This is a genomic window from Kitasatospora sp. NPDC002543, from assembly GCF_053594915.1.
In genome coordinates, this window is the sequence record NZ_JBSFWR010000009.1 from 106,684 (window position 1) to 133,091 (window position 26,408).

The 26,408-nt window shown below is 72.3% G+C and carries 23 protein-coding genes and 1 pseudogene; 11 read left to right on the plus strand and 13 right to left on the minus strand.

Going from position 1 to position 26,408, the window contains the following annotated elements; genetic code table 11:
• Nucleotides 1-34: 34 nt before the first annotated feature.
• From ACWD4P_RS06770 to ACWD4P_RS06790, 5 genes and pseudogenes are all read right to left on the minus strand, one after another.
• On the minus strand, nucleotides 35-1,096 hold the full coding sequence (locus ACWD4P_RS06770) for a potassium channel family protein (protein WP_449778815.1): 1,062 nt from the start codon (nucleotides 1,094-1,096) through the stop codon (nucleotides 35-37).
• Nucleotides 1,093-2,277 carry a molybdopterin molybdotransferase MoeA gene (locus ACWD4P_RS06775; RefSeq protein WP_449778816.1) on the minus strand — a complete coding sequence of 395 codons (1,185 nt, stop codon included), beginning with the start codon at nucleotides 2,275-2,277 and terminating at the stop codon, nucleotides 1,093-1,095. The genes ACWD4P_RS06770 and ACWD4P_RS06775 overlap by 4 nt, the downstream gene beginning before the upstream one ends.
• 20 nt (nucleotides 2,278-2,297) lie before the next feature.
• Nucleotides 2,298-3,240, minus strand: a pseudogene (locus ACWD4P_RS06780) (NTP transferase domain-containing protein).
• A 28-nt stretch (nucleotides 3,241-3,268) separates the two neighbouring features.
• A complete protein-coding gene (locus tag ACWD4P_RS06785; RefSeq protein WP_449778817.1) occupies nucleotides 3,269-4,315 on the minus strand; it encodes an MBL fold metallo-hydrolase in 1,047 nt (348 codons plus the stop codon).
• Nucleotides 4,316-4,424: 109 nt separating this feature from the next.
• On the minus strand, nucleotides 4,425-5,072 hold the full coding sequence (locus tag ACWD4P_RS06790; RefSeq protein ID WP_449778818.1) for an FMN-dependent NADH-azoreductase: 648 nt from the start codon (nucleotides 5,070-5,072) through the stop codon (nucleotides 4,425-4,427).
• A 108-nt stretch (nucleotides 5,073-5,180) separates the two neighbouring features.
• On the opposite strand from ACWD4P_RS06790, the gene ACWD4P_RS06795 reads away from it, so the two are divergent.
• The gene (locus ACWD4P_RS06795; RefSeq protein WP_359822964.1) at nucleotides 5,181-5,588 is read left to right on the plus strand and encodes a winged helix-turn-helix transcriptional regulator; all 408 of its coding nucleotides are present in this window, start codon (nucleotides 5,181-5,183) and stop codon (nucleotides 5,586-5,588) included.
• 90 nt (nucleotides 5,589-5,678) lie between these two features.
• Here ACWD4P_RS06795 and ACWD4P_RS06800 read toward each other — a convergent pair whose 3' ends face one another.
• Complete coding sequence (locus ACWD4P_RS06800) at nucleotides 5,679-6,443, minus strand: polyprenol monophosphomannose synthase (RefSeq protein WP_359822967.1); 765 nt, start codon at nucleotides 6,441-6,443, stop codon at nucleotides 5,679-5,681.
• Between the two features lie 337 nt (nucleotides 6,444-6,780).
• On the opposite strand from ACWD4P_RS06800, the gene manA reads away from it, so the two are divergent.
• On the plus strand, nucleotides 6,781-7,959 hold the full coding sequence (manA, locus tag ACWD4P_RS06805) for a mannose-6-phosphate isomerase, class I (RefSeq protein ID WP_449778819.1): 1,179 nt from the start codon (nucleotides 6,781-6,783) through the stop codon (nucleotides 7,957-7,959).
• A gap of 22 nt (nucleotides 7,960-7,981) precedes the next feature.
• On the opposite strand, the gene dnaB is transcribed toward manA, so the two are convergent.
• Complete coding sequence (gene dnaB / locus ACWD4P_RS06810; RefSeq protein ID WP_449778820.1) at nucleotides 7,982-9,586, minus strand: replicative DNA helicase; 1,605 nt, start codon at nucleotides 9,584-9,586, stop codon at nucleotides 7,982-7,984.
• A gap of 451 nt (nucleotides 9,587-10,037) precedes the next feature.
• Here dnaB and ACWD4P_RS06815 point away from each other — a divergent pair, with 451 nt between their 5' ends.
• The gene (locus tag ACWD4P_RS06815) at nucleotides 10,038-11,384 is read left to right on the plus strand and encodes an MATE family efflux transporter (protein WP_449778821.1); all 1,347 of its coding nucleotides are present in this window, start codon (nucleotides 10,038-10,040) and stop codon (nucleotides 11,382-11,384) included.
• Between the two features lie 102 nt (nucleotides 11,385-11,486).
• Here the strand turns inward: ACWD4P_RS06815 and rplI are convergent, their stop codons facing one another.
• The 4 genes from rplI to rpsF form a co-directional block, all read right to left on the minus strand.
• Entirely contained in the window at nucleotides 11,487-11,933 is a 447-nt protein-coding gene (rplI, locus tag ACWD4P_RS06820; RefSeq protein ID WP_359822975.1) for a 50S ribosomal protein L9, read from the minus strand.
• Nucleotides 11,934-11,950: 17 nt separating this feature from the next.
• The gene (gene rpsR / locus ACWD4P_RS06825) at nucleotides 11,951-12,187 is read right to left on the minus strand and encodes a 30S ribosomal protein S18 (RefSeq protein ID WP_030059640.1); all 237 of its coding nucleotides are present in this window, start codon (nucleotides 12,185-12,187) and stop codon (nucleotides 11,951-11,953) included.
• Nucleotides 12,188-12,265: 78 nt separating this feature from the next.
• Complete coding sequence (locus ACWD4P_RS06830; protein WP_359822977.1) at nucleotides 12,266-12,874, minus strand: single-stranded DNA-binding protein; 609 nt, start codon at nucleotides 12,872-12,874, stop codon at nucleotides 12,266-12,268.
• A gap of 96 nt (nucleotides 12,875-12,970) precedes the next feature.
• Nucleotides 12,971-13,261, minus strand: coding sequence for a 30S ribosomal protein S6 (gene rpsF / locus ACWD4P_RS06835; protein ID WP_329488774.1), 291 nt, complete (start codon nucleotides 13,259-13,261; stop codon nucleotides 12,971-12,973).
• A 321-nt stretch (nucleotides 13,262-13,582) separates the two neighbouring features.
• On the opposite strand from rpsF, the gene ACWD4P_RS06840 reads away from it, so the two are divergent.
• From ACWD4P_RS06840 to ACWD4P_RS06850, 3 genes are all read left to right on the plus strand, one after another.
• Nucleotides 13,583-13,882 carry a hypothetical protein gene (locus ACWD4P_RS06840; RefSeq protein ID WP_359822980.1) on the plus strand — a complete coding sequence of 100 codons (300 nt, stop codon included), beginning with the start codon at nucleotides 13,583-13,585 and terminating at the stop codon, nucleotides 13,880-13,882.
• A gap of 224 nt (nucleotides 13,883-14,106) precedes the next feature.
• A complete protein-coding gene (locus tag ACWD4P_RS06845) occupies nucleotides 14,107-15,225 on the plus strand; it encodes a lipid II:glycine glycyltransferase FemX (protein ID WP_359822982.1) in 1,119 nt (372 codons plus the stop codon).
• Between the two features lie 13 nt (nucleotides 15,226-15,238).
• The gene (locus tag ACWD4P_RS06850; protein WP_359822985.1) at nucleotides 15,239-16,273 is read left to right on the plus strand and encodes an alanine racemase; all 1,035 of its coding nucleotides are present in this window, start codon (nucleotides 15,239-15,241) and stop codon (nucleotides 16,271-16,273) included.
• Between the two features lie 11 nt (nucleotides 16,274-16,284).
• Here the strand turns inward: ACWD4P_RS06850 and ACWD4P_RS06855 are convergent, their stop codons facing one another.
• Both ACWD4P_RS06855 and ACWD4P_RS06860 read right to left on the minus strand, forming a co-directional pair.
• Nucleotides 16,285-17,862 carry a glycosyltransferase family 87 protein gene (locus tag ACWD4P_RS06855; protein ID WP_449778822.1) on the minus strand — a complete coding sequence of 526 codons (1,578 nt, stop codon included), beginning with the start codon at nucleotides 17,860-17,862 and terminating at the stop codon, nucleotides 16,285-16,287.
• Between the two features lie 241 nt (nucleotides 17,863-18,103).
• Nucleotides 18,104-20,581, minus strand: coding sequence for a transglycosylase domain-containing protein (locus ACWD4P_RS06860; protein WP_449778823.1), 2,478 nt, complete (start codon nucleotides 20,579-20,581; stop codon nucleotides 18,104-18,106).
• Between the two features lie 519 nt (nucleotides 20,582-21,100).
• Here ACWD4P_RS06860 and ACWD4P_RS06865 point away from each other — a divergent pair.
• The 5 genes from ACWD4P_RS06865 to ACWD4P_RS06885 all read left to right on the plus strand — a co-directional run bounded on the left by ACWD4P_RS06865 (nucleotide 21,101) and on the right by ACWD4P_RS06885 (nucleotide 26,308).
• A complete protein-coding gene (locus ACWD4P_RS06865) occupies nucleotides 21,101-21,802 on the plus strand; it encodes a PadR family transcriptional regulator (RefSeq protein ID WP_359822992.1) in 702 nt (233 codons plus the stop codon).
• A 126-nt stretch (nucleotides 21,803-21,928) separates the two neighbouring features.
• Nucleotides 21,929-23,011 carry an inositol-3-phosphate synthase gene (locus ACWD4P_RS06870; RefSeq protein WP_359822995.1) on the plus strand — a complete coding sequence of 361 codons (1,083 nt, stop codon included), beginning with the start codon at nucleotides 21,929-21,931 and terminating at the stop codon, nucleotides 23,009-23,011.
• A gap of 118 nt (nucleotides 23,012-23,129) precedes the next feature.
• Nucleotides 23,130-24,452: an MFS transporter gene (locus tag ACWD4P_RS06875; RefSeq protein WP_449778824.1), complete on the plus strand. Its 1,323-nt coding sequence runs from the start codon at nucleotides 23,130-23,132 to the stop codon at nucleotides 24,450-24,452.
• A gap of 232 nt (nucleotides 24,453-24,684) precedes the next feature.
• Nucleotides 24,685-25,218: an LppU/SCO3897 family protein gene (locus ACWD4P_RS06880; protein WP_449778825.1), complete on the plus strand. Its 534-nt coding sequence runs from the start codon at nucleotides 24,685-24,687 to the stop codon at nucleotides 25,216-25,218.
• 34 nt (nucleotides 25,219-25,252) lie between these two features.
• Nucleotides 25,253-26,308 carry an LppU/SCO3897 family protein gene (locus ACWD4P_RS06885; RefSeq protein WP_449778826.1) on the plus strand — a complete coding sequence of 352 codons (1,056 nt, stop codon included), beginning with the start codon at nucleotides 25,253-25,255 and terminating at the stop codon, nucleotides 26,306-26,308.
• The last annotated feature ends 100 nt before the right edge of the window (nucleotides 26,309-26,408 follow it).

Below are 26,408 nucleotides of genomic sequence, written 5' to 3' on the forward strand. Positions count from 1 at the left end.
CCTACTGCGGTCCGGGGCGGTTCCACCGCAGGGCTCAGCCGGTCGGCGGGACCGTGCTGGACTTGATGACGATCACCCGGTCGGTGAGCTGGAGGACGGCGGCCTCCGGCTCGGTGTAGTTGAGCACCCGTCGGCCCCGGACCACCGCGACCACCAGGTCCGCGCAGTCGCGCGGGCTGTGCCCGGCCTCGGCCCGGGTGACCGGACGCTCCACCACGTCCAGCCCGTTGCCGTACGTCAGCAGGTCCTCCATCACCGCCCCGGCGTGCGGGCTGAGCATCGACATCCCGAGCAGCCGCCCGGCCGAACTGGAGCTGGTCACCACGACGTCGGCGCCGCTCTGCCGCAGCAGCGGCGCGTTCTCGTCCTCCCGGACGGCGGCGACCACGGTGGCGGCCTTGTTCAGCTGGCGGGCCGTCAGCGTGATCAGGACCGCGGTGTCGTCCCGTTCCGGCGCCACCACCACCCGCGCGGCGCCGGGCAGCGCGGCGCGCATCAGGGTGTCGGTGCGGGTGGCGTCGCCGACCACCCCGACCAGGCCGTCCCGGGCGGCGTGGTCGATCACCTTGCGCTGCGGGTCGACGACGACGATCTCCTCCTTCTTCACCCCCTGACCGAGCAGGGTGTCGACGGCGCTGCGGCCCTTCGTCCCGTAGCCGATGACGACGGTGTGCTCGCGCACGGTGGACCTCCAGCGGTTCAACCGCCATTGCAGGCGGGTCCGTTCGGTGAGCACCTCCAGGGTGGTGCCGACCAGGATGATCAGGAACACCACGCGCAGCGGGGTGACCACGAAGATGTTGGTGAGCCGGGCGCTGTCGCTGAACGGGGTGATGTCCCCGTACCCGGTGGTGGAGAGCGTCACGGTGGCGTAGTACGCCGCGTCCAGGAGGCTGAGCCCGCCGCCGGCGTTGTCGTTGTAGCCGTCCCGGTCGAACCAGACGATGAACGTGGTGGCGACCAGCACGGCGAGCGCCAGCAGCAGCCGGGAGCCGACCTGCCGGACGGCGGGCTCGGCCCGCCGGGCGGGCAGCACGATCCCGGCGTCCGCCCACGGCTCGGTACCGGGCGCCAGGTTGCGTCGCAGCCGGTTCACGGCACCTCCAGGAGTTCGACCGTCTCGCCCGCCGCCGCGCCGCCGGGCGGCACCACGGCCAACGCCTCGGCCCGGGCGAGCCCGCGCAGCATCGCCGGTCCGTCGAAGGCCAGCGGCAGGACGCCCGCGGCGGTCCGCCGGACCGGCTGGAGCCGGGTGTCCGTCCGGTGCCCGGGCAGCGGGGCCGCGGCCGGGGCGAGGGCGGGGGCACCGGCGGTCCGTCCGCCGCGGGCGTGCAGCAGCGGCAGGACGAGGGTGACCATCCCGGCGACGGCGGCCAGCGGGTTGCCCGGCAGACCCACCAGGTGGCGGCCCCCGGGGAGTTCGGCCAGCAGCATGGGGTGCCCCGGCCGGACGGCGACGCCGTCCACCAGCAGCCGGGCGCCGGCCTCGGCGAGCGCCCGGTGCAGGAAGTCGACCGGTCCGGCGGCCGTTCCTCCGGTGGTGACGACGAGGTCCGCGGCGGAGTGCCGCAGCGCGTCCCGGAGCAGCCCGAAGTCGTCCCGGACGTAGCCGACTTCGGCCGACCCGGCCCCGGCGGCCAGCAGCCAGGGCGGCAGCAGCGGCCCGAGCGCGTCCCGGACCAGGCCCGGACCGGGCACTCCGGTGGTGAGCAACTCGTCTCCCAGAACCAACAGTTGGGCATCCAGGCGGCGGTGCACCGACAGCCGGTCGTGGCCGCAGGCGGCGGCCAGCCCGAGCACCGCCGGCCCCACCGGGGTGCCGGCCGGCAGCAACTCCTCACCCCGGCGGCACTCCTGGCCGCGCGTGCGGACGTCCTGGCCGGTGGTCAGCGGCCGCGGGCCGCGGTCGTGCAGCAGCGCGCCGTCCACCGTCCCGTGCTCACGGCGCAGTACGGCGGTGGCACCGGGCGGCAGTTGGGCGCCGGTGGCGATCTCCACGGCGGTGCCGTCGGCCAGCGGCACCGGCTCGGCCCGCCCGGCCAGCACCCGGCCGGCCACCCGCCACGGGCCGGGGCCGGCGACCGCCCAGCCGTCCATCGCGGAGGTGTCGAAGGCCGGCAGGTCGGTCAGCGCGCCGAGCGGCTCGGCGAGGGTGCGGCCGAGCGCCTCGGCCAGCGGGACCTCGCCGCCGGGCAGCGGGCCCAGCCCGGCCCGGCGCGCGGTCTCGCGGGCGCGGGGCCAGCTCAGCGCGCCGGGACCGGCGGGCGGCGCGGCCACGGTCGGCTGTCCGACCGCACTCACGACTCGCCCGGCCGGTCGGTGGTGACCCAGTCCTCGGCGAGGGCCTCGGTCCGCCGGGCCGCCTCGGCCACGGCGTCCGCCCCGCCGCCGCGTTGGGCGGCGGCGTAGCCGATCAGGAAGGCCGTCAGCGGCGCGGCCGGCCGGGCCACCCCGTGCGCGACCACCCGGGCCGTGTCGAGCAGACCACGGACGTCGACGTCCAGGTCGATGCCCAGGTCGGCCTTGACCTCGGCGATCCAGTCATCCAGCGTGCGCTCCATGCGCCCATGCTGCCCGATCGCCGGTTTCCCCGAGGTGTTCGCCCCGTGTGCGGGGCGCGTCGTTTCGCTCACACCCCGGTGACCGGGCCGGTGGGGTTCACCTCCGGTCGCGTTCGCGGGCCCGTTCCAGGTCCTCCCAGGTGTCGCAGTCGTGGGCGACGCCGTCGGTGTCGGCCACCCGAAGCCGGGTCAGCCCGCCGACCAGGCGCCGCAGCGGCTGGTCGGCCGGGTCGCCGAGGGCCGCCAGTGCGGCGCGCAGCGGCGCGGTGCGGTAGGCGGCGGCGAGCGGCTGGTCGCGCCCGCCCGCGTCGACCAGCACGGCGGCGTCCGCGTCGGTCCCGGCCCGGTCGAGGGCGGTGACCAGCCGCTCCACCGTCCGCCGGTCCAGGAAGGGCAGGTCGGCGGCGAGCAGCAGCACGGTCTGCGCGGTGACCAGGTCGAGCCCGGCCGCGACGGCGGCCACCGGCCCACCGCCGGGCGGCTGCTCCCTGGTCCAGTGGACGCCGGCCCGTGCGGTCGGCCGGGGCGGGCCGACCACGACGGCGGTCCGGGCGCCCGCGCAGGCGGCGAGCACCCGGTCGAGCAGGGTGGTCCCGCGCACCGTCAGCCCGGGCTTGTCGGCCCCGCCGAGGCGCCGGGCGGCCCCGCCCGCCGGGACGATCACGTCGTACGGCGTCATGCGGCCAGTATCCGCCCGCGGCGGCGCCCTACTCCTCCGCGCCGCCCGGCTGCCGCCCGGGCTCCGGGCCGCCCTCAGGCTCCGGGCGACGCTCGGCCTCCGGGCTCCGCTCGGGCTCGGCGACGAGCTCGGCCTCGACGGTGTCCTCGGCCGTGCGGGCGGTGTTGGCCGCGGCGCCCAGTTCCAGGAAGGACGGCAGGGTCAGCTCCCCGTACCGCTGGTTCATCGCCGTGACCAGCGCCTCCGGGTCGGCCGGGTGCTCGGCCAGCAGCCGGTCGAAGTCCTGCAGGTACTCGCCGGTGAAGGCCAGCACCCGGGCCGCGTCGTCGCCCTGGTCCGGGGCCCGGTGGCCGGCGATCACCCGGTCCGCGCCGAGGTCGGCGATCCGGCCGAGGTTGTGCCCCCAGGTGGTGCGCTGGGCCGGGGTGGTGTCGGCGGTCCAGACGTGGGTGCCGTTGTGGACGAAGTCCCCCGCGATCACGGTGCGGATGCTCGGCACGTGGACGACCGTGGAGTCCCCGCAGTCGGCCTGGCCGAGCAGCAGCACGGGGATCACCTGGCGGTCCAGCATCAGCGGCTGCGGCAGCAGCGGGGCGGGGATCAGCGGGTGGTCCGGGATGTCGTCGCCGTACACCGGCTTCCACTGCGCGACCTTGGCGGCGACGGTGCGCCGGATGCCCTCGACGACGGCCGGGGCGGCCAGCAGCTGCGCGTCCGGGAAGAGCCGCAGCACCTCCTCGGCGCCGAAGTAGTGGTCCGGGTGCCGGTGGGTGACCACGACGGCGAGCAGCCGTCTGCCCTTGCCCGCGACCCATTCGGCCAGCTCGCGCCCGGCGCTGCGGGTCAGCTGGGCGTCCACCAGGATCGCGGTCCGCTCGCCGAGGATCAGGGTGGAGGTGGCGAAGAAGGCCGACTCGGGGCCGGTGAAGACGGCGACCTCCAGCGGCCGGACCGGCTGCCCGGGCTCCGGCGGCTCGGAGCCGCCCACGGCCCCGGCGGGCCCACCGGGGACGGCCGGCCCGGCCTGGGCACGCTCCGCGCCGGCGCTCTCCTCGGGCGGCGGGGACGTCGTCACGGGCTGCTCCCTCTGGTCGGCGGTCGGATGTCCTGCGCCCTACAGCATGGGAGCACCGGCGGCCGATTGCGCGGAAGGCGCGCCCGGCGGGGCGCGCCTCCGACGCACGTCACACCGCGGCCGCGGCGGCCAGCTCCTTGCCCCGGCGGGCGGCCAGCTCCAGCGCCTGGGCCTTGGACTCGGCGGCCTTCGGGACGAAGTCGGCCATCGCCGGGACGGTGCCCGCCAGGGTGAACTCCGGGACGATGAACTCGACCTCCAGTCCGAGCATGCCGGTCAGCACCTTCTCCAGGTAGGTGGTGACGAACTCGAACGGCTCGCGGGGGGCTCCGGGCGCGTAGGAACCGCCGCGGGCGGCGACCACGGTGACCGGGGTGCCCTTGGCGGAGGGCGCCTCGCCGGCGGTGCGGCCGACCAGGATCACCTGGTCCAGCCAGGCCTTGAGGGTCGACGGGATCGTGAAGTTGTACATCGGGCTGCCGATCAGCACGGCGTCGGCCCGCTCCAGCTCGGCCATCAGCTCCTCGCGCAGCTCGAAGGCGGCGGCCTGCTCGGCGCTGCGGGCCTCGGCGGGGGCGAATCCGGCGCTGATGCCGTGGGCGTCCAGGTGCGGGAGCGGCTCGGCGGCGAGGTCGCGGTAGACCACGGTGCCGTCCGGGTGCTCGGCCTGCCAGGCGGCCCGGAACGCGGAGGTGACCTCGCGGGAGACCGAGCCGTCGGCGATCGCGGAGGAGTCGAGGTGCAGGAGCGTGGGCATGGCAGGACCTCCAGAGAATTAGTAGCTGCTGTTTTCGCTGCAACTGCAAGTAGAGTAGCAGCTTACTTTTCTGCAGTCACTAGTGACGGGTCGAGTACGCTTGATCCCATGGACGACCACGAGGCACTGACCGACGGAGTCCCGATCGCCACCGACGCGTGCGGCGTCGAGGGCCCCGGCCCCTGCCGCAACGTGGACCTGGCCCTCAACCGGGTGTTCACCCTGCTCGGCAAGCGCTGGACCGGCATGCTGCTGGGCGTGCTCACCAACGGCGGCCCCGCGTACTTCTCCGAGCTGCGCCGCGCCGTCCCGGGCATCAGCGAACGGATGCTCTCCGACCGGCTGACCGAGCTGGCCGAGGCCGGGCTGGTCGTCCGCGAGGTCGACGCCGGACCACCGCTGCGGGTCAGCTACCGGCTCACCGAGTCCGGCGTGGCGCTCAGGCCCGCGCTCACCGAACTGGCCGTCTGGGCCGAACGCCACCTGCCCGAGAGCGTGCTCAAGAGCGGCTGCTGAGCCGCCGCGGCGCACGCCGCCGCCGGACGCGCGAAGGGGCCCGCCCACCGTGACGGTGGACGGGCCCCTTCGGTCCGGAAAGTCGGTCGGTCAGCGCGCGGAGCCGCCGCGCAGCCGGGCCAGCCGGTCGGTGACGCCCCAGGTGGTCACCCGCCACAGCGCCTCGACCACGATGCTGCGGCTCATCTTGGAGGCCCCGAGCTCCCGCTCCACGAAGGTGATCGGCACCTCGGCGACCTTGAACCCGGCCTTCACCGTGCGCCAGGCCAGGTCGACCTGGAAGCAGTACCCGGCCGAGGCCACCTCGTCCATGCCCAGGCCCAGCAGGGTCTCCTTGCGGAACGCCCGGTAGCCGCCGGTGACGTCCCGGATCGGCACGCCCAGCATCAGCCGCGAGTAGGTCGAGCCGCCGCGGGAGAGCAGCAGGCGCGACTTCGGCCAGTTCACCACCCGGCCGCCCGGCACCCAGCGCGAGCCCAGCACCAGGTCGGCGCCGCGCAGCGCGCCCAGCAGCCGGTCCAGCTCCTCGGGCTGGTGCGAGCCGTCCGCGTCCATCTCGACCAGGACGTCGTAGCCGTGGTCGATGCCCCAGCGGAAGCCCGCGAGGTAGGCGGCGCCCAGGCCCTCCTTGCCCTTGCGGTGCAGGACGTGGACCTGCTCGTCCTCGACGGCCAGCTTGTCGGCCAGCTCGCCGGTGCCGTCGGGGCTGTTGTCGTCGGCGACCAGCACGTGCGCCTCGGGCACGGCGGCACGGACCCGGCCGACGATCCGCTCGACGTTCTCCGCCTCGTTGTAGGTCGGGATGATCACCAGGACCTTGCCGAGATCAGCAAAACTCTGCTGGTTCACGGTCACGTACAAACCTCTCGGCCGATGGCGGGGGGTCTCGGAACACCGGCGCCCGCATTCTGGAACGCGGCTCCGCCGGCAGTCCGCCGGGGAGGACCACGGTGGTGAACTGCGCGCAGGGCGGAGACTACTGCGTCCTCGCATCCTACTACCGCGCCGGGAACCGCCGACCCGGCCGCGGCACTCCCATCCGATGCCCACCGTTTCCCCTCGGGTGACACCGTTCGGCTAGGGTCGTTTCCCTTGCCCGCGCCCGGACCGCCCGCACCGCCGGGCCCGCCCCGGCGAATCGGACTCGGGACGTCCGGGGCCGCCCAGACAGCGAAGGAGTAGGACCGCGCGCATGGACAGGCTCGTCAACACCGTCCGCCCGTACGCCTGGGGGTCGCTCACCGCCCTGCCCGAACTGCTCGGGCAGCAGCCGACCGGTGAACCGCAGGCCGAACTGTGGATGGGCGCCCACCCCGGCGCACCGTCGCGCGCCGACCGCGGCGAAGGCCCGCGCCGGCTGGACGAGCTGATCGCGGCCGACCCGGAGGGCGAGCTGGGCGCCGCGAGCGTGGCCCGGTTCGGCCCGGCCCTGCCGTTCCTCTTCAAGGTCCTGGCCGCCGGCATCCCGCTGTCCATCCAGGCCCACCCCACGCTCGACCAGGCCCGGGCCGGCTTCGCCGCCGAGAACGCCCTCGGGATCCCCCTGGACGCCGCCGAGCGCAACTACCGGGACGCCAACCACAAACCCGAAATGGTCTGTGCGCTGGGCGACTTCGAGGGCCTGTGCGGCTTCCGCCGGCCCGCCGAGGCGGCCCGGCTGCTGGCCGGCCTCGCGGTGCCCGGGCTCGCCCCGGTGATCGAGCGGCTGGCCGCCGGGGAGGAGTCCGAGGCGCTGCGCGGCGCCCTCACCGCCGCCCTCGCGCTGGACCCGGAGACCGTCCGGCGGACCGTCGAGGGGCTGGCGCTGACCGGCCCCGACGGGGAGTACGCCCCGTACGCCCGGATCGCCGAGGACTTCCCGGACGACCGCGGCGTGATCGCCGGCATGCTGCTCAACCACTTCCGGCTGCGGGCCGGCCAGGCGCTCTACCTGGGCGCCGGGGTGCCGCACGCCTACCTGTCCGGCGTCTGCGTCGAGCTCCAGGCCAACTCCGACAACGTGCTGCGGGCCGGCCTCACCCCCAAGCACATCGACGTGCCGGAGCTGCTGGAGGTCGTGGTCTTCACGGCCGGCGCCCCCGAGGTGCTGGAGCCCGCCCCGGTCGACGGCACCCCGGGCGAGGAGCTCTACCCCGTCCCGATCGACGAGTTCCGGCTCTCCCGCTTCGTCCTGGACGGCGCCGGGCGCGAGATCGACGGGCGCACCCCGCAGATCCTGCTCTGCACCGAGGGCGACGCCCGGCTGACCTCCGCCGCCGGCACCGTCTTGGACCTGGCCCGCGGCCAGTCCGCCTTCCTCCCCGCCACCGGCGCCCCGACCCGCCTCTCCGGCACCGGCGGCACGCTCTTCCGCGCCACCGTCACCGTCTGAGCGCGGGGGCACCCCGGCCCGGTCAGTCCCGGGTCATGTCGACGAAGCGCGAGTAGTGGCCCTGGAAGGCCACCGTGATCGTCGCGGTCGGACCGTTTCGGTGCTTGGCGACGATGAGGTCGGCCTCGCCCGCGCGCGGGGACTCCTTCTCGTAGGCGTCCTCGCGGTGCAGCAGGATGACCATGTCGGCGTCCTGCTCGATCGAGCCCGACTCACGGAGGTCCGAGACCATCGGCCGCTTGTCGGTGCGCTGCTCGGGGCCACGGTTCAGCTGGGAGAGCGCGATGACCGGGACTTCCAGCTCCTTGGCCAGCAGCTTGAGGTTTCGGGACATGTCCGAGACCTCCTGCTGACGGTTCTCGGCCCGCCGGGAGCCGCCGGACTGCATCAGCTGGAGGTAGTCGATGACGATCAGCTTGATGTCGTTGCGCTGCTTCAGCCGGCGGCACTTGGCGCGGATCTCCATCATCGACAGGTTCGGCGAGTCGTCGATGAACAGCGGCGCCTCGCTGACGTCGGGCATCCGGCGGGCGACCCGCGTCCAGTCGTCGTCCGTCATGTTGCCCGAGCGCATGTGGTGCAGCGCCACCCGGGCCTCGGCGGAGAGCAGGCGCATGGCGATCTCGTTGCGCCCCATTTCGAGCGAGAAGATCACGCTCGGCAGCTTGTTGTGGATCGAGCACGCCCGCGCGAAGTCCAGCGCGAGCGTGGACTTGCCCATCGCGGGGCGGGCCGCGATGACGATCATCTGGCCGGGGTGGAGGCCGTTGGTGAGCGCGTCGAAGTCGGCGAAGCCGGTCGGCACGCCGGACATCTGGCCCTGCCGGGAGCCGATCGCCTCGATCTCGTCGAGGGCGCCCTCCATGATGTCGGCGAGCGGGGCGTAGTCCTCGTTGGTGCGCTGCTCGGTGACGGCGTAGATCTGCGCCTGGGCGGCGTTGACGATCTCGTCCACGTCGCCCTCGGCCGCGTAGCCCATGCCGGCGATCCGGGTGCCGGCCTCGACCAGGCGGCGCAGGACGGCGCGCTCGTTGACGATCTGGGCGTAGTACTCGGCGTTGGCCGCGGTCGGGACGGAGTTGACCAGGGTGTGCAGGTACGAGGCGCCGCCGACCCGCTGGAGCTCGCCGCGCTTGGTCAGCTCGCCGGCCACGGTGATCGGGTCGGCCGGCTCGCCCCGGGCGTAGAGGTCGAGGATCGCGCCGTGGATCATCTCGTGCGCGGGCCGGTAGTAGTCGGCCGGCTTGAGCACCTCGACCACGTCGGCGATGGCGTCCTTGGACAGCAGCATGCCGCCGAGGACGGACTTCTCGGCGTCCAGGTCCTGCGGCGGTACGCGCTCGAAGCCGTCCGCGCCGCCCCCGCCCTCGCCGCCGCCGTTGTCGTCCCGGCGCTGCCAGCCGCCCTTCTCGCCCTTCTGGAAGCCGCCCTTGCCGCCCTTCTGGAAGCCGTCGCGGCCACCGCCCTGGCGTCCCTCGCCGCGGCTCCGGGAGACCGGCAGCCGATCGCCCGGTCCGTCCGGGAAGGGAGCGTCGTCGAAGGCGCCGGCCGGGAAGGGGTCCTCGGCGGGCTGCCAGTCCTCCTCCGGCGGCGGGGCGTCGTGGTCGTCGTACTGGGGGCCGGTCACGCGTGTTCCCCGATCAGCGAGTGGTGCGAAGTTGGAGCGGGCTTGCCGGTGGCTGGGTGGAGCGGATCCGATCCTCCTTGTACGCCACGGCTCCGACAAATCGGACGCCGGGGCGGCGGGAGTGTCGGGCGGAGGGCCCACGCTAAGGCGCCGGACGCCCTCGCGCCAAGGCGGTTATCCACAGGGGGTGTGGATGACCCGCCCCGTCCTGTGGAGAACTGCCGCAAAGCTGTGGACGCCCCTGTGGACGTCCCTGTGGATAACCGGACGATCGATCCACCGTCAACCTGTTGACCTGGGATTACCTCTTCCCGGGCCTGTGCATGAGAAATTCTTCACACAGCTCCGAACGGCTGTGGGCACAGAGCGGGCGAACCGCGCCGCTCAGAATTTCGAGTAATAGGCAGATGGCACTTACATCCATTACCTGTGGATGAGTAGCCTGGACCCCATGACCGCCTCGCCCCCGACACCGGCCCCGGCCCCCTCACGGCGCCGGCGCGACCGGGAGATCCTCGCCCTGGCCGTCCCGGCCTTCGGCGCGCTCGTCGCCGAGCCGCTCTTCCTGATGGCCGACTCGGCGATCGTCGGCCACCTCGGCACCCCCCAGCTGGCCGGTGTGGGCGTCGCCTCCGCCGCGCTCTCCACCGCGACCGGCGTGTTCGTCTTCCTCGCCTACGCCACCACCGCGGCGGTCGCCCGCCGGATCGGCGCCGGGGACCGCAGGGGCGCCGTGCAGCAGGGCATCGACGGCATCTGGCTCGCGCTGGGCCTGGCCGTCCCGGTGGTCCTGCTCACCCTGCTGCTGGCCCCCTGGGCGGCCGACGCGCTGGGCGCCTCGGCGACCGCCGCGCCGCACGCGGTGACGTACCTGCGGATCAGCTCCCTGGGCATCCCGGCGATGCTCATGGTGCTGGCCGCCACCGGGGTGCTGCGCGGCCTCCAGGACACCCGCACGCCACTGGTGGTGGCCGTCGCGGGCTTCGCCGCCAACATCGGACTGAACGCCGGTCTGGTGTACGGCGCCGGGCTCGGGGTGGCCGGCTCGGCCTGGGGCACCGTGCTCGCCCAGAGCGGGATGGCCGCCGCCTACCTGGTCGTGGTGGTCCGCGGCGCCCGCCGGGAAGGGGCCTCGCTGCGGCCGGACGCCGCGGGCATCCGGGCCGGTGCCAGGGCCGGCGGCCCGCTGCTGGTCCGCACGATCAGCCTGCGCGCCGTGCTGATGACCGCCACCGCGGTGGCCGCCCGGCTCGGCGACGACCAGGTGGCCGCCCACCAGATCACCATGGCCCTGTTCAACTTCCTGGCCTTCGCGCTGGACGCCATCGCGATCGCCGGCCAGGCCATCATCGGCCGCTACCTGGGCGCCTCGGACGCCCCCGGCGCCCGGGCCGCCACCCGGCGGATGGTCGAGTGGGGCATCGTCTCCGGGCTGGTGCTCGGCCTGCTGGTGGTGCTCGCCCGCCCGCTGTACGTCCCGCTGTTCACGCCCGACCCGGTCGTCCGGGCCCAGCTGGACACCGCCCTGCTGCTGCTCGCGCTCACCCAGCCGGTGGCCGGCCTGGTCTTCGTGCTGGACGGCGTGCTGATGGGCGCGGGCGACGGCCCCTACCTGGCCTGGGCCGGGCTCGCCACCCTGGCGGTGTTCGTCCCGGTGGCCCTGGTGGTGCCGGCCACCGGCACCGGTCTGGCCGGGCTCTGGTGGGGGATGAACCTGTTCATGCTGCTGCGGGCCGGTTTCCTGGTCTGGCGCGCCCGCGGCGGCAAGTGGCTGGTCACCGGCGCGGTGCGCGGCTGAAACGTTTCCGTACGGCCCGGAGGCGGCTTCCGCACCCGCCCGGGAAAAGACCGAGGGCCGGACTCCCGGAGGAGTCCGGCCCTCGGGCCTTCGCTACGGAGCTCAGGCAGCCACGACGGCGACGTCGAGGTTGGCCACGACGTCCGAGTGCAGCTTGACCGAGACCTTGTGGGAGCCCACGGTCTTGATCGGCGAGGCGATCGCGACGGCGCGCTTGTCCACCGCCGGGCCGCCGGCGGCCTTGATGGCCTCGACGACGTCGGCCTGGGTCACCGAGCCGAACAGGCGGCCGGCGTCGCCCGAGCGGACGGCCAGCTTGACCTGGACGCCCTCGAGCTGACCCTTGACCTCGTTGGCGGCCTCGAGGGTCTGGATGGCGTGGATCTTGCGGGCGCGACGGATGGCGTCGACGTCCTTCTGACCACCCTTGGTCCAGCGGATGGCGTAGCCACGCGGGACCAGGTAGTTGCGGGCGTAGCCGTCCTTGACCTCGACGACCTCGCCGGCGGAGCCGAGACCCGGCACCTCGTGAGTGAGGATGATCTTCATTACTCGGTCACCCTCTCTTAGCGCGCGGTGCTGGTGTAGGGCAGCAGCGCCATCTCACGGCTGTTCTTCACGGCCGTGGCGACGTCACGCTGGTGCTGGGTGCAGTTGCCGGTCACCCGACGGGCACGGATCTTGCCGCGGTCGGAGATGTACTTCCGCAGCAGGTTCGTGTCCTTGTAGTCAACGTAGTTGACCTTGTCCTTGCAGAAGACGCAAACCTTCTTCTTCGGCTTGCGAGCAGGCGGCTTCGCCATTGTGTGCTCCATTTGGGGTTCACGGCCCGGCGGGCGTCCGAGGACACCGCGGCCGGGCCGCACGAAATCTGTCAGCTCTTAGAACGGGGGCTCTTCCGAGAAGCCGCCGCCGGAGTTTCCACCCCAGCCGCCGCCACCCTGCTGGCCGCCACCGGACGGGGCGCTGGACGCCCAGGGGTCGTCGGAGGGGCCGGACTGGCCGCCGCCGGAGTTTCCACCCCAGCTGCCGCCGCCCTGCTGGCCGCCACCGCCGCCGCCCCAGCCGCCACCGCCCTGGCCGCCACCCTGCTGGCCGCCGAAGCCGCCACCGGGGCCGCCGGACCGGTTGGCCCGGGTGACCTTGGCGGTCGCCGAGCGCAGGCTCGGACCGACCTCGTCGACCTCGACCTCGAAGACCGTCCGCTTCTCGCCTTCCTTGGTCTCGTAAGACCGCTGGCGCAGTCGGCCCTGCACGATGACGCGCATGCCGCGCTGCAGCGACTCGGCCACGTTCTCCGCCGGCTGCCGCCAGACGTTGCACGTGAGGAAGAGGCTCTCGCCGTCCTTCCACTCGTTCGTCTGACGGTCGAAGGTGCGGGGGGTGGACGCGATGCGGAACTTCGCGACCGCCGCACCCGACGGGGTGAAGCGCAGCTCGGGGTCGTCGACGAGATTGCCGACGAGGGTGATGACGGTCTCGCCTGCCATGGTGGTGATGACCTCTCGGGAAGATGTCCGTTCACCGCTGTTTCACGTGAAACAGCGGACGCGAGCTACCCGAGACCCGAAGGCCTCAGAGGTGGCTCAGTGGGTGTCCGGGCGCAGGACCTTGGTCCGCAGAACCGACTCGCTCAGGCCCAGCTGGCGGTCGAGCTCCTTGACGACCTCAGGCGTGGCCTTCAGGTCGATGACCGAGTAGATGCCCTCGGACTGCTTGTTGATCTCGTAAGCCAGACGGCGACGGCCCCAGGTGTCGACCTTCTCCACCTTGCCGCCGCCGTTGCGGACGACGGTGAGGAAGTTCTCGATCAGGGGGGAGACAGCGCGCTCCTCGACCGAGGGGTCGAGGATGACCATCAGCTCGTAGTGACGCATGAGTAACCCACCTCCTTTGGACTCAGCGGCCACGGTCTCTCCGTGGCAGGAGGGTTGTGCGTAGCGTCGGCACCGGAGCAGTGACAACTCCGGCCCACCGTAGCGGCCGGGTCGGACAGTCGGCCCCCGCCCCACCCGAAGGAGGGTGTCGCCCGGAAGCGGACGCAAAGGGGGCACAACTACACCAGTGCAGACGGCACAGCCTACCTGCACCCGGACGGCCGAACAAAACGCATAGGGGTTGTGAGAGCGCCCCAAGCGCCGCAATCTGGACGGAACGGGATCCCTGCCCGTTCGTCTCCACGCCAGGAGGTGGGACCCATGGCCCAGTCCGTCCACCGCATGCCCGCCCTCACGCTGAACACCGACGGCCACCCGCACCCCCGCGAGAACACCCTGGTGGGCCTCACCGCCCTGCTGGGCGTGATCGCCTTCACCACCTCGTTCTTCCACAACCTGCACCTGCTGACCTCGTGGACCGGACTGGCCGGCATCGTCACGGGTCTGTGGGGCATGTTCGTCTCGGTCACCACCGCCGAGCGCTTCGTCCTGATGATCACGCTCGGCGCCGCCGCGATCGGCTTCTACCTCGGCATCGCCCGCGGCGGTCTCTGGGGCTGAACCGCCCCGCGTCCGCCCCTCCCCACCGCCCGCACGACCCCGCTGGGACCGAGCCCACAGGGCCCGCCCGGAACCCTCGCCGCCCCCGTCGCGTATCTGCAGAGGAGACAGGTACCCGACGGGGGCGCCGTCGTGCCCACCGAGACGGGCGCCCGAGCCCCGGACGATAGGGTCAGCCCGAGAACCTGGGCCACCGCAGCCCGACCGACGAGGAGCACCGAGCAATGAGCCTGCGCCTGAGGACGATCACCCGCGAGGAGCACCTCGCCTTCATCAGGAGCCGCGCCTCGGCCAGCCACATGCAGGTGCCGTCGTGGGGCGACGTGAAGGCCGAGTGGAAGTCCGAGTCGATCGGCTGGTTCGACGAGGCCAATCAGCTCGTCGGCGCCGGCCTGGTCCTCTACCGCCAGCTGCCCAAGCTCAAGCGCTACCTCGCCTACCTGCCCGAGGGCCCGGTCATCGACTGGTTCGACCGCGACCTCGACCGCTGGCTCTCCCCGATGCTGGCGCACCTCAAGTCGCAGGGCGCGTTCTCGGTGAAGATGGGCCCGCCGGTGGTGATCCGCCGCTGGAACGCCCCCACCATCAAGGAGGCCATCGCCGCCAAGCAGGCCAAGCGGCTGCGCGACGTCGAGGCCGACTGGTACGAGGCGCGCGCCTTCGAGGTGGCCGACCGGCTGCGCAAGGCCGGCTGGCTCCAGGGCGAGGACGGCGGCGCCGGCTTCGGCGACGTCCAGCCCCGCTACGTCTTCCAGGTACCGCTGGCCAACCGCTCGCTGGACGACATCCACAAGGGCTTCAACCAGCTCTGGCGCCGCAACATCAAGAAGGCCGAGAAGAGCGGCGTCGAGGTGGTCCAGGGCGGCTACGACGACCTGCCGATCTTCCACCAGCTCTACCTGGTCACCGCCGAGCGCGACAAGTTCACCCCGCGCCCGCTGGCGTACTTCCAGCGGATGTGGAAGGCCCTCGTCGCCGAGGACCCGAACCGCATGCGGCTCTACATCGCCTACCACGAGGGCGAGCCGCTGGCCGCGACCACGATGCTCGTGGTCGGCGAGCACGTCTGGTACTCCTACGGCGCCTCGGCCAACCACAAGCGCGAGGTCAAGCCGTCCAACGCCATCCAGTGGCGGATGATGCGCGACTCCTACGCCCTCGGCGGCGGGGTGTACGACCTGCGCGGCATCAGTGACACCCTGGACGAGGACGACCACCTGTTCGGTCTGATCCAGTTCAAGGTCGGCACCGGCGGCCAGGCGGCCGAGTACCTCGGCGAGTGGGACTTCCCGCTCAACAAGCTGCTGCACAAGGCCCTCGACCTCTACATGTCCCGCCGCTGAGGAGGCTGACCCGATGACGCTGTCGCTCTACCTCGACACCGAACGCTGGCGCAACCACCAGCGCTCCGTCCTCGCCGAGTTCCCCGGCCTGGTGCCGGTCGCCAAGGGGAACGGCTACGGCCTGGGCAACCACCGGCTGGCCGAGGAGGCGACGCTGCTGGGCACCGGGGTGCTCGCCGTCGGTACCGCGTACGAGGCGGCCGACGCCGCCGAGTGGTACGGCGGCGAGCTGCTGGTGCTCACCCCGTACCGGGTCGGCGAGGAGGTGCTCCCGCTGCCGCACGCCCGGGTGATCCGGACGGTGGCCCACGTGGACGCGCTGCGCGCGCTGCACGGCGCCCGGGTGGTGGTGGAGTGCATGACCACCATGCGCCGGCACGGCGTGAGCGCGGCCGACCTGCGCACCGTCGCCGCCGAGCTGGAGGGCGTCAGCTTCGAGGGCCTGGCGCTGCACCTGCCGATGGACCGCCCGGACGGCTCCAACCCGGTCGACGAGGTCGCGTACTGGGTGGACACCGCCCGGGCGGCCGGCATCCCGGTGCACACCGTGTTCGTCAGCCACCTCGGCCAGGCCGGCATGGACCAGCTGGCCCAGCGCTACCCGCAGACGGTCTTCCGGGCCCGGATCGGCACCCGCCTCTGGCTGGGCGACCACGCCGCGCTGGAGGTCCGGGCCACCGTCCTGGACGTCACCCCGGTGCAGAAGGGCGACCGCTACGGCTACCGCCAGCACCCGGCCCCCGCCGACGGCCACATCCTGGTGGTCGCCGGCGGCACCGCGCACGGCATCGGCCTGGAGGCGCCCAAGTACGTCGCGAGCATGGGCGCGCGGGCCAAGGGCATCGCCCGGGCCGGCCTGGCGACCGTCAACAAGACCAAGTCGCCGTTCCACTGGTCCGGCAAGCAGCTGTGGTTCGCCGAGCCGCCGCACATGCAGGTCTCGCTGCTCTACCTGGACGGGGAGACCAAGCCCCCGGCGATCGGCGAGGAGCTCGGTCTCCAGGTCCGGCACACCACCACGCACTTCGACCGCGTGGTGGACCGCTGATCCGGGCCTGACTAGGCCTTGTCGGCCGGTTCCGGCAGTGCGGGCTCGTCGAGCCACTGCTCGGGGCCGGCCGGCGCGTAGGCGGCGTAGCTCTCCTCCTCGCGCAGCCGGCGGGCGGTGCCCAGCACGGCCACGTCCGGGGCGTGGTCCAGCACCCCTCCGGAGGGGTCGTCGCTGCCGTCCCAGCGGACCGGGTCGTGGTCCGGGTGGAGGACGTCGCGGACCACCAGCACGACCAGGTAGAGCGTGCCCAGCAGGTGCAGCCCGATCGCGAAGTGGTACCAGCCCTCGCCGATCCCGTGCTGCTTGGTGCCGGTGACCAGGGCCAGGTGGGACCAGATGCCCAGGGTGTAGAGCACCTCGCAGGCCTGCCAGACCAGGAAGTCCCGCCAGCGCGGCCGGGCCAGCACCGCGAGCGGCAGCAGCCAGAGCGCGTACTGCGGCGAGTACACCTTGTTGGCCAGCACGAACAGCGCGACCACCAGGAAGGCCAGCTGGGCGAAGCGCGGCCGGCGCGGGGCCGAGAAGCCGAGCCACGCTATGGCCAGGCAGCCCAGCACCATCAGCACGCCGATGTAGACGTCGAGGTCGGCCAGGGCGGCGCCGCGGCGCTGCATCAGGATCAGCCAGAACGAGCCGTAGTCCTCGCCGCGGTGCTTGCTGAACACGTAGAAGGTCGACCAGCCCCGCCAGTTGGCCAGCATGATCGGCAGGTTGACCAGCAGCCAGGAGCCGACCGCGCCGCCCAGCATCACCCGGAACTCCCGCCACCGGCCGGCCCGCCAGCAGAGCACCAGCAGCGGGCCGATCAGCAGCAGCGGATAGAGCTTGGCCGCGGTGGCCAGGCCGATGAAGACGCCGGCCCAGCCCGGTCGGGCACCGGCCCACCAGGCCATCGCCACGGCGGTCAGGGCGACCGCGAGCAGGTCCCAGTTGACGGTGCCGTTGAGCAGCAGCACGGGGGCGAGGGCGAACATCAGGGCGTCCCACGGGCGGCGCCGGTGGGTGCGCGTGAGCGCGACCACGGCGACCACGGCGCAGGCCATCAGCATCCCGGCGTTGATCGCCCAGAACCACTGCTCCTGGCTCTGCTGGTCCCCGCCGCCCGGCGTCAGCCAGGCCGCGACCTGCATGAACAGGCCGGTCAGCACCGGGTACTCCAGGTACTGGAGGTCCCCCGAGGATCCCGGGATGCGGTCCACGTACGGGTGCAGCCCGGCCGCGAAGCCGCGTCCGGAGAACAGGTGCGGGACGTCGCTGTAGCACGCGTGGATGTACTGCGGCGAGCCCGGCTGGAACCAGGCCTGCTCGTAGCAGGGCAGCTTCTGCACCATGCCGAGCACCGACACCACGATCACCGCGAGCGCCAGGAACCGCGCCGGGACCCACCAGGAGACGCCGAGCAGCGCCCGGCGGCCCGGGGGCCCGCCGAACACCTCGCTGCCGGCCGCCGCCACCGGATCCTCGTCGGCCGGGACGACCACGGTGTTGGCCGGCGGCGCGGCCGTGGCGACGGCTGCCGGGGGGGGCCCTGCGGCGGCGCCGGCCCCGACCGGGCCGGCGGTTTCGTCACGATCGCTCGACGTCATGCCGGACATCCTGCCGCACCGATCCCGTCCGGACGAGGAGGACCCCGCAACGGTCCGCGCCCCCGCACGGCGGTCGCGGCCGCCAATCGTGGCGAAAACGGCGGTGGTCCGGACGAAAGCGGCGGCCGGTCCGCGGGGCGGCCGCCGACCGTACGGGACCGGCGTCCGCCCGTACGAGAACGGCGGTGGCGGCCCTCCGAGGAGGACCGCCACCGCCGTTCCGGGTTCCGCCGGGACCGGGCTACTGCCCGGACGCGCCCTGCAGCCCGCCGGTGCTGCTCGGGGTGGGCTTGCCACCGCCGCCGCCCGGCGGACGCCCGCCGCCGTTGCCGCCGGACGGAGTGGTCTCCGTCGGGCCGGGCGTCTGGCAGCCGAACGGTGGCAGCAGACAGCTGTTGCTCGGGTGCGGGTCCTTGGTCGGCTTGGTGCTCGGCTGGTCGCCGGGGCAGTCCACGCCGGGCACGCAGGTCTGGGTGGGCTGCGGCTGGACCGGCGGCTGCGGCGCCTGCGACTGCTGCTGCGCCGGGGCCGACGCGGTGTCGGTCGCGGTCGGGGTCGCCGACGGCGAGTTCGTGGACGGCGCTCCGGAGGAGTCCACCTCGGTGCCGACCGGCTGCGGGGTCGGGAAGTCCATCTTCTTCTCGTTGGCCAGCGCGGCCTTCATGTACCGGGTGAAGACGTCGGTCGGGATGTCACCACCGTGGATGGACTCCTTGCCGCCGGTCCCGTTGAGCGACTGCCGCTCGTGCTTCGTCGGGTCCTCGCGCCACATCGCGACGCTGGTCGCCAGCTGCGGGGTGTAGCCGACCCACCAGGCCGACTTGTTCTGGTCGGTGGTACCGGTCTTGCCGGCCACCGGGCGGCCCAGGTCCTTGGTCTTCTTGCCGGTGCCGTTCACCGCCACGTTCACCAGGACGTCGGTGACGTTGTCGGCGACGGCCGGCTCCAGCGCGACCTTGGCCTCCTTCTTGCCGAAGCCCGGCCGCTCCACCCCGCTCACCTCGACCTTGGTGACCGAGTAGGGCTCGGCCTCCTTGCCGCTGGCCGCGAGGGTGCCGTAGGCGGTGGCCATCCGGATCGGGCTGATGGTGGAGGTGCCGAGCGGGAAGGTCGCCGTCTTCGGGTCGGCGAGGCTCTCCTTCTTGACGCCCATCTGCACCGCGATGTCGGCCACGCTCTGGCCGCCCACGTCCTGGTTGAGCTGGACGAAGGGCACGTTGTACGAGAACTGCATGGCCTGCCGCAGCGAGACGTAACCGCGCTTGCCCGAGTCCTCGTTCTTCTGCCGGTACGGCTTGCCGTCGTCGCCGATCACCAGCGAGCCGTCCGGCTTGCGGATCTCGGACATGTCGTCGGCGAGGTAGCGGCTGTCGGCGTTGATCCGCTTCGGCTTGCCCTTGTCGTCCTTCGCCGTCATCACGCCGGTCTGCATCGCGGTGGCCAGCACGAAGGGCTTGAAGGTCGAGCCGACCTGGACGCCGGTGGCGTCGGCGTTGTTGTCGAAGTGGCCGTTCTCCACGCCGTCGCCGCCGTAGAGGGCGACGATCGCGCCGTCGCCGGGGCGGATGCTGGCGGAGCCGAACTGGATGTTGGTGTCGTTGTCGGGCCGCTTCTGCGGGTTGAGGTTCTCCGCCTTGACGTCGTCGACGGCCTTCTTCAGGGCGTCGACCTTGTCCTTCTCGAAGGTGGTGTAGATCTTCAGGCCGCCGCGGTCGATCATCTGCTGGGTGATCGTCTTGTCGGTGGCCAGCACGTACTTGTTGGCGGTGTCGACCAGGTAGCTGATCTCACCGTTCATGTTGGAGCTGGGCTTCTGCGGGACCGGGTCCGGGAACACGTTGCACTTGGCGCGCTCGTCCGGGGTGATGGCCTTGGTGTCCACCATCTGGTCGAGGATCCAGTTCCACCGGCCCTGGGACCGTTCCTTGTTGTCCGGGTTGGTGGGGTCGTAGTACGTCGCGCCCTTGAGCAGTCCGGCCAGCATGGCGCTCTGGCAGACGTTCAGGTCCTTGGCGTCGATCCCGTAGTACGCCTGGGCCGCCGCCTGGGCACCGTTCGCACCGCGGCCGAACCAGCTGGTGTTCAGGTAGCCGGTGAGGATGTCCTCCTTGCTCTTGTCCTGGTTGATCTTCAGCGTGATGAAGAACTCCTTCACCTTCCGGCTCAGGGTCTGCTCCTGGCTCAGGTAGGCGTTCTTCACGTACTGCTGGGTGATCGTCGAGGCGCCCTGGGTCTCGCCGCCCTTCGCCATGAGGTAGACGGCGCGGAGCATGCCCTTGGGGTCGATGCCGTGGTCGGTCTTGAAGCTCTTGTTCTCCGCGGCGATGACGGCGTTCTGGAGGTTGGGGCTGATGTCCTTGAGCTCGACGATCTGACGGTTGGTCTGACCCTTGCGGGTCATCTCGGTGCTGTCGGCCCAGTAGTAGATCGTGTTCTGGTCCTTCACCAGCTCGTTCAACGACGGGACCTTGGTGGTCTGGTACAGGTAGAACACCAGGCCCACGAAGCAGCCGAAGACCAGCAGGAAGCCGCTCAGCCACTGCTTCCAGGACGGCAGCCAGCGCCGCACGCCGGTCTTGCCGAACCGCGGGTAGTCGATGAAGCGCTTCTTGCCGGGGCCGGAGGCCGCGGCGGCGGAAGCGGAGGCCGCGGCGTCACCGCGCCGGCCGCCCCCCTTGCCCTTCTTCTGGGCAGCCTTGCGCATCTCCGCACGCGTCATCCGGGGCTGCTGCGCGGTCTCCCTCACCCCCGAGGGACGCCTGCCGCCGACACCGTCCGAGCGCAGCTCATCGGGCCCCGGGCCATCGCCCCGACGGCCGCCGCCTCCCGGGGGCTGCTGCCCGTCACCGCCCGGGTTGGGCGTCCTTCGCCGTCGCTCGCTCATCTTCCAGCCACTCCTCGCCAGGCGTTTCCAGCCTGAAGGCAGGGTTCACGTCCGATGCCCGCCAACCGCCCTGATCCCGGAGGTGGTCCTCGTGCACACGCGACAGCGTACGCAGCACGGATATACAACTAATCGGACATCAGTTGCCAATGCCCGCAAAACGGCAACAGATCATTACACGCCCGTTGCCAACGCCGACCGCGCGTCGGCTTGTGATCACATTCACGCGCGCCCCTCTTGCCGGTTCCAGGGGTCGGGTTTACTGTTCTCGATATATCGAGCCGATACATCGAAGCGGAATACCGCCGGATGCAGCGGCCGGAAGGACGCCGAGCGGGAGGGAGGACAGCGGCAGTGGGCCGACGCTCAGGAGTGCTGGAGTTCGCCGTCCTCGGACTGCTCCACGACGCCCCCATGCACGGCTACGAGCTGCGCAAGCGGCTGAACATCCTGCTCGGAACGTTCCGGGCGCTCTCCTACGGAACGCTCTACCCCTGCCTGAAGAGCCTGGTCGCCCAGGGCTTCCTGGTCGAGGACAACCCCGACGTCGAGTACGTCCCGGCCACCGCGCTCAACGGCAAGCGGTCCAAGATCGTCTACCGGCTCTCCGCCGAGGGGAAGCAGCGCTTCGAGGAGCTGCTCGCCGACTCCGGCCCGGACGCCTGGGAGGACGAGCACTTCGGCGTGCACTTCGCCTTCTTCGGTCAGACCGACCGGGCCGTGCGGATGCGCGTCCTGGAGGGGCGCCGCAGCCGGCTGGAGGAGCGGCTGGAGCGGATGCGCAACTCACTGGCCCGCGCCCGCGAGCGGTTCGACGACTACACCGTCGAACTCCAGCGGCACGGACTGGAGTCGGTGGAGCGCGAGGTCCGCTGGCTCAACGAGCTGATCGAGACCGAGCGGTCCAACCGCACCGGCCGGACCGGCCCCGACAACGGCGCCGGCACCGCCGACCCCCGCAAGACTTCGGACGGCCGTGGCCGGGAGGACGGGTCCCAGGACCCGCCGCCCGGGCCGCCGTACGACCGCCCGGGGCGCTCCGCCCAGGAGCGCTGACACCGCGCCAGCCCTGTGCCGCGCGGCAGGATTGGGCGCCTCGCGCCCGTACATGCAGTCATCGAAGAAGCAGGACGAGTTCCGCCGACCCCGGCGGTCCTCATGAGATCACAGGGAGCAACCGGAATGGGTTCGGTTCGCGTAGCCATCGTGGGCGTGGGCAACTGCGCCGCGTCGCTGGTGCAGGGTGTCGAGTACTACAAGGACGCCGACCCGGCCGGCAAGGTCCCCGGCCTGATGCACGTCCAGTTCGGCGACTACCACGTCGGTGACGTGGAGTTCGTCGCCGCCTTCGACGTCGACGCCAAGAAGGTCGGCTTCGACCTGGCCGACGCCATCGGCAACAGCGAGAACAACACCATCAAGATCTGCGACGTGCCGCCGACCGGTGTGACCGTCCAGCGCGGCCACACCCTCGACGGTCTGGGCAAGTACTACCTGGAGACCATCGAGGAGTCGGACGAGGCCCCGGTCGACGTCGTCCAGGTCCTGAAGGACCAGCAGGTCGACGTCCTGGTCTGCTACCTGCCCGTCGGTTCCGAGGACGCGGCGAAGTTCTACGCCCAGTGCGCCATCGACGCCAAGGTCGCCTTCGTGAACGCCCTGCCGGTGTTCATCGCGGGCACCAAGGAGTGGGCGGACAAGTTCACCGAGGCCGGCGTGCCGATCGTCGGTGACGACATCAAGTCCCAGGTCGGCGCGACCATCACGCACCGCGTGATGGCCAAGCTGTTCGAGGACCGCGGTGTCATCCTCGAGCGCACCATGCAGCTGAACGTCGGCGGCAACATGGACTTCAAGAACATGCTCGAGCGCGAGCGCCTGGAGTCCAAGAAGATCTCCAAGACCCAGGCCGTCACCTCGCAGATCCGCGACCGCGAGCTGGGCGCCAAGAACGTCCACATCGGCCCCTCGGACTACGTGGCCTGGCTGGACGACCGCAAGTGGGCCTACGTCCGCCTGGAGGGCAAGGCCTTCGGCGACGTCCCGCTGAACCTGGAGTACAAGCTGGAGGTCTGGGACTCCCCGAACTCCGCCGGTGTCATCATCGACGCCGTGCGCGCCGCGAAGATCGCCAAGGACCGCGGCATCGGTGGCCCGATCCTGTCGGCCTCCTCGTACTTCATGAAGTCCCCGCCGGTGCAGTACTTCGACGACGAGGCCCGCGAGAACGTCGAGAAGTTCATCCGCGGCGAGGTCGAGCGCTGAGTCGCTGACCGACTCCGGTCACGGAAGGGGCCCACGGTCTTCGGATCGTGGGCCCTTCACGTTCCCGCAGCCAATGTTTCACGTGAAACAACGGCCGGTTCCATGGCACTCTGGGCACGTGGCGATCACCGAGAACGGCAGCACCCACCAGTCCGCGCACCGTGCCACGCTCCTCGGCCTGTTGAAGGGCCGCGACTTCCGGCGGCTGCTGACCGCCCGGGTGCTCTCCCAGCTCTCGGACGGCGTCTTCCAGGTCTCGCTCGCCGCGTACGTGGTGTTCTCCCCCGAGAAGCAGTCCTCCCCCGCCGACATCGCCTCGGTGCTGGCCGTGATGCTGCTGCCGTTCTCGGTGATCGGCCCGTTCGCGGGCGTGCTGCTGGACCGCTGGCGCCGCCGCCAGGTGCTCTACTTCGGTAACCTGGCCCGCTTCGGGCTGGGCCTGGGCACCGGCGCGCTGCTGCTGGTGGAGGCGCCGACCTGGCTGTTCTTCGCCTCGGCCCTGCTGGTCACCGCGCTCAACCGGTTCATCCTGGCCGGTCTGTCCGCCGCCCTGCCCCGGGTCGTGGAACAGGACCAGCTGGTCACCGCCAACGCCCTCTCCCCCACCCTCGGGACGGTGGCCGCCGCCTCCGGCGGGGGCGTCGGCTTCCTGCTGCACCAGCTGATGGCGCCCGGGCCGAGGGCCGACGCCGCCCTGGTCGCGGTGGCCGCGCTGCTCTACCTCTCGGCCGCGCTGGCCGCCCGCCGGATGGACCCGGACCTGCTCGGCCCGGAGCAGCACGAGGACCGCACCCGGCTCGGCCAGGCGCTGGTCCGGGCCGCCGTCGAACTCGGCGCCGCGGTGCGCCACCTGGTCCGGGACTGCCGGCCCGCCGTGCACGCGCTGGCCGCCGTCACCGCGGCCCGGTTCTGCTACGGCGTGCTGATCGTGGTCGTGGTGATGCTCGCCCGGTACACCTTCAACGACCCGACCGACAGCGCGGCCGGGCTGGTCACCCTCGGCCAGGCGGTCGGCCTGTCCGCCGCCGGGTTCTTCGTGGCCGCGCTGATCAGCCCCTGGTGCACCCGTCGGCTGGGTCTGGCCGGGTGGATGACGGTCTGCCTGGTCGCTCCGGTGGTCTTCGTCCCGGCGCTGGGCCTGAGCTTCACGCTGGTGCCCTGCCTGCTCGCCGCCCTGCTGCTCGGGGTGGTCACCCAGGGCACCAAGATCTGTGCCGACACGGTGGTGCAGGAGTCGGTCGAGGACGAGTACCGGGGCCGGGTCTTCGCCATCTACGACGTGCTGTTCAACGTCGCCTTCGTGGCCGCCGCCCTGGTCACGGCGCTGGTACTGCCGCTGTCCGGACGCTCGGTCGCGGTGGTGCTCGGGGTCGCCGGGGTATACGCGCTGACGGCGGTCCTCTACCTGCGCTCCGCCCGCCGGAGCCCGCTCCCCCGGTGACCAGGCCTCCTGCCTGCCGCCGGGGGCTCACGGCCGACGACGTCCGTCCGACTCGCTAAGGTACTCGGGCCTGTCGCAACGACAGAACACTGTCTCGGGGGACGAACTGATGAGCACACCGCCCAATCCCTACGGACCGGTCCCGGCGGGCCCGCCCGCGCCGGCACCCTACGGGGCACCCGTTCCCCCGCCGGCCGCGGCGTACGGACCGCCGCCGGCCTACGGACAGCCCGTGCCGCCGCCCCCGGCCGGCTACGGCCCCCCGCCCGGTCAACCGCCCTACGGACAGCAGCCGTACGGACAGCAGCCCTACGGACAGCCGGCCCCAGGACCGTACGGGCAGCAGCCGCCCCCCGGGCCGTACGGCCACCCGCAGCCCACGGCGGCGGTACCGCCCGCACCGCCCGCCAAGAAGGGCATCCGCTCCAAGCTGCGGATCGTCGGGCTGGTCGGCGGCTGCGTGGCGCTCGCGGTGGGCTACTTCGTGGCCGGACCGAGCGTCAGCAGCGCCAAGCCCGGCGACTGCGTGCGGGCCGGCGGCTCCCGTGACGTCGAGATCGTCAAGTGCGCTGACACCAAGGCGAATTACCGGGTACTCGCGAAGTTCGAGGGCACCACGGACGTGACCCGCTGCCAGCAGACGCCGCAGACCACGAGCGCGGTCTCGGGCAAGAGCGGCCGCCGCTGGAACAAGAAGCGGTACGTGCTCTGCCTCGGCCCGATGGCGCCCGCCACCACCGGCGTCCCGCCGGTGAAGAAGTCCTGAACTCGTCCGCCTCATCCTTTCCCGGGGGACCTCCTTGTCCGCTCCGCCTCCGCCCCAGATGCCGTACGGTCCGCCACCGGGCGACGGCAACCCGTACGCCTCCGGCGGCTCCTACGGCGCCCCGCCGCCCCCTCCGCCGCCGCCCGGGTACGGCTACCCGGGCGCCCCGCCGTCCTCTCCGCCACCGCCCGGGTACGGCTACCCGGGCGCCCCGCCGCCGCCCGAGCAGCCGTACGGCGTCCAGCCCCCGCCCGGCGCCTACGGCTACGGCTACCCGCCGCCCCCGGCGGACGGGACCACCTGCCGCTTCTGCGGCGGCTACCCGGCGGTCAACGCCACCGTCCGCGGCCACCAGGGCCTGATCATCGCCTACCGGATGCTGCGGATGACCGGCCCGTTCTGCCACACCTGCGGAACGGCGACGGTGCGCGACATGTCGGCCCGGACGCTGGTCCAGGGCTGGTGGAGCCTGATCTCCTGGCTGCTGACCCCGATCACGCTGCTGCTGAACCTCGGGCCGCACCACAAGTTCAAGCGGCTGCCCCCGCCCGTCCCGGGCAGCCACGGCCCGCAGCTCGACCCGGGCGTCCCGCTGACCGGCCGGCCGCACATCGCGATGCTGCTGGTGCCGGCCTCGCTGGCGGTCGTCGTGGTGCTGGCCGCGACCGGGGTGCTCGGCCCGAAGAAGGACGACCCGGTCGCCGACCCGACGCCGACCTCCACGGTGCTGACCTTCTCCCCCAGGCCGCTGCCGATGCCGACCCACACGCCGCCGGTCATCCCCTCGCCGACCTTCACGCTCCCGCCGGTCACCACGCCGAGCGACTCGGACAGCAAGGTGGACTCGGCCAACCCCGGGGACTGCCTGCGCAACGCGAACGGCACCAGCGAGACCACCGACACCAACCCGAAGATCACCGTGGTGCCCTGCACCGACGCCAAGGCGCAGTACAAGATCGTCTACAAGTACCTCGCCACCTCCGACGAGAAGGTCTGCGAGAAGCAGCCGAAGTCGGACAGCTGGTACACCAGCAAGCACCCCAACCTCGCGGCCCTGGACTACGTGCTCTGCCTGAAGCAGCTCAAGTAGCCCGGCACGGACGAGGGGTGGCCCCGGCACTCGGCCGGGGCCACCCCTCCCGTCGTCTCCGGAGCCGCGTCCCGGGCCGTGCCCGGGAACCCGCGGCCGG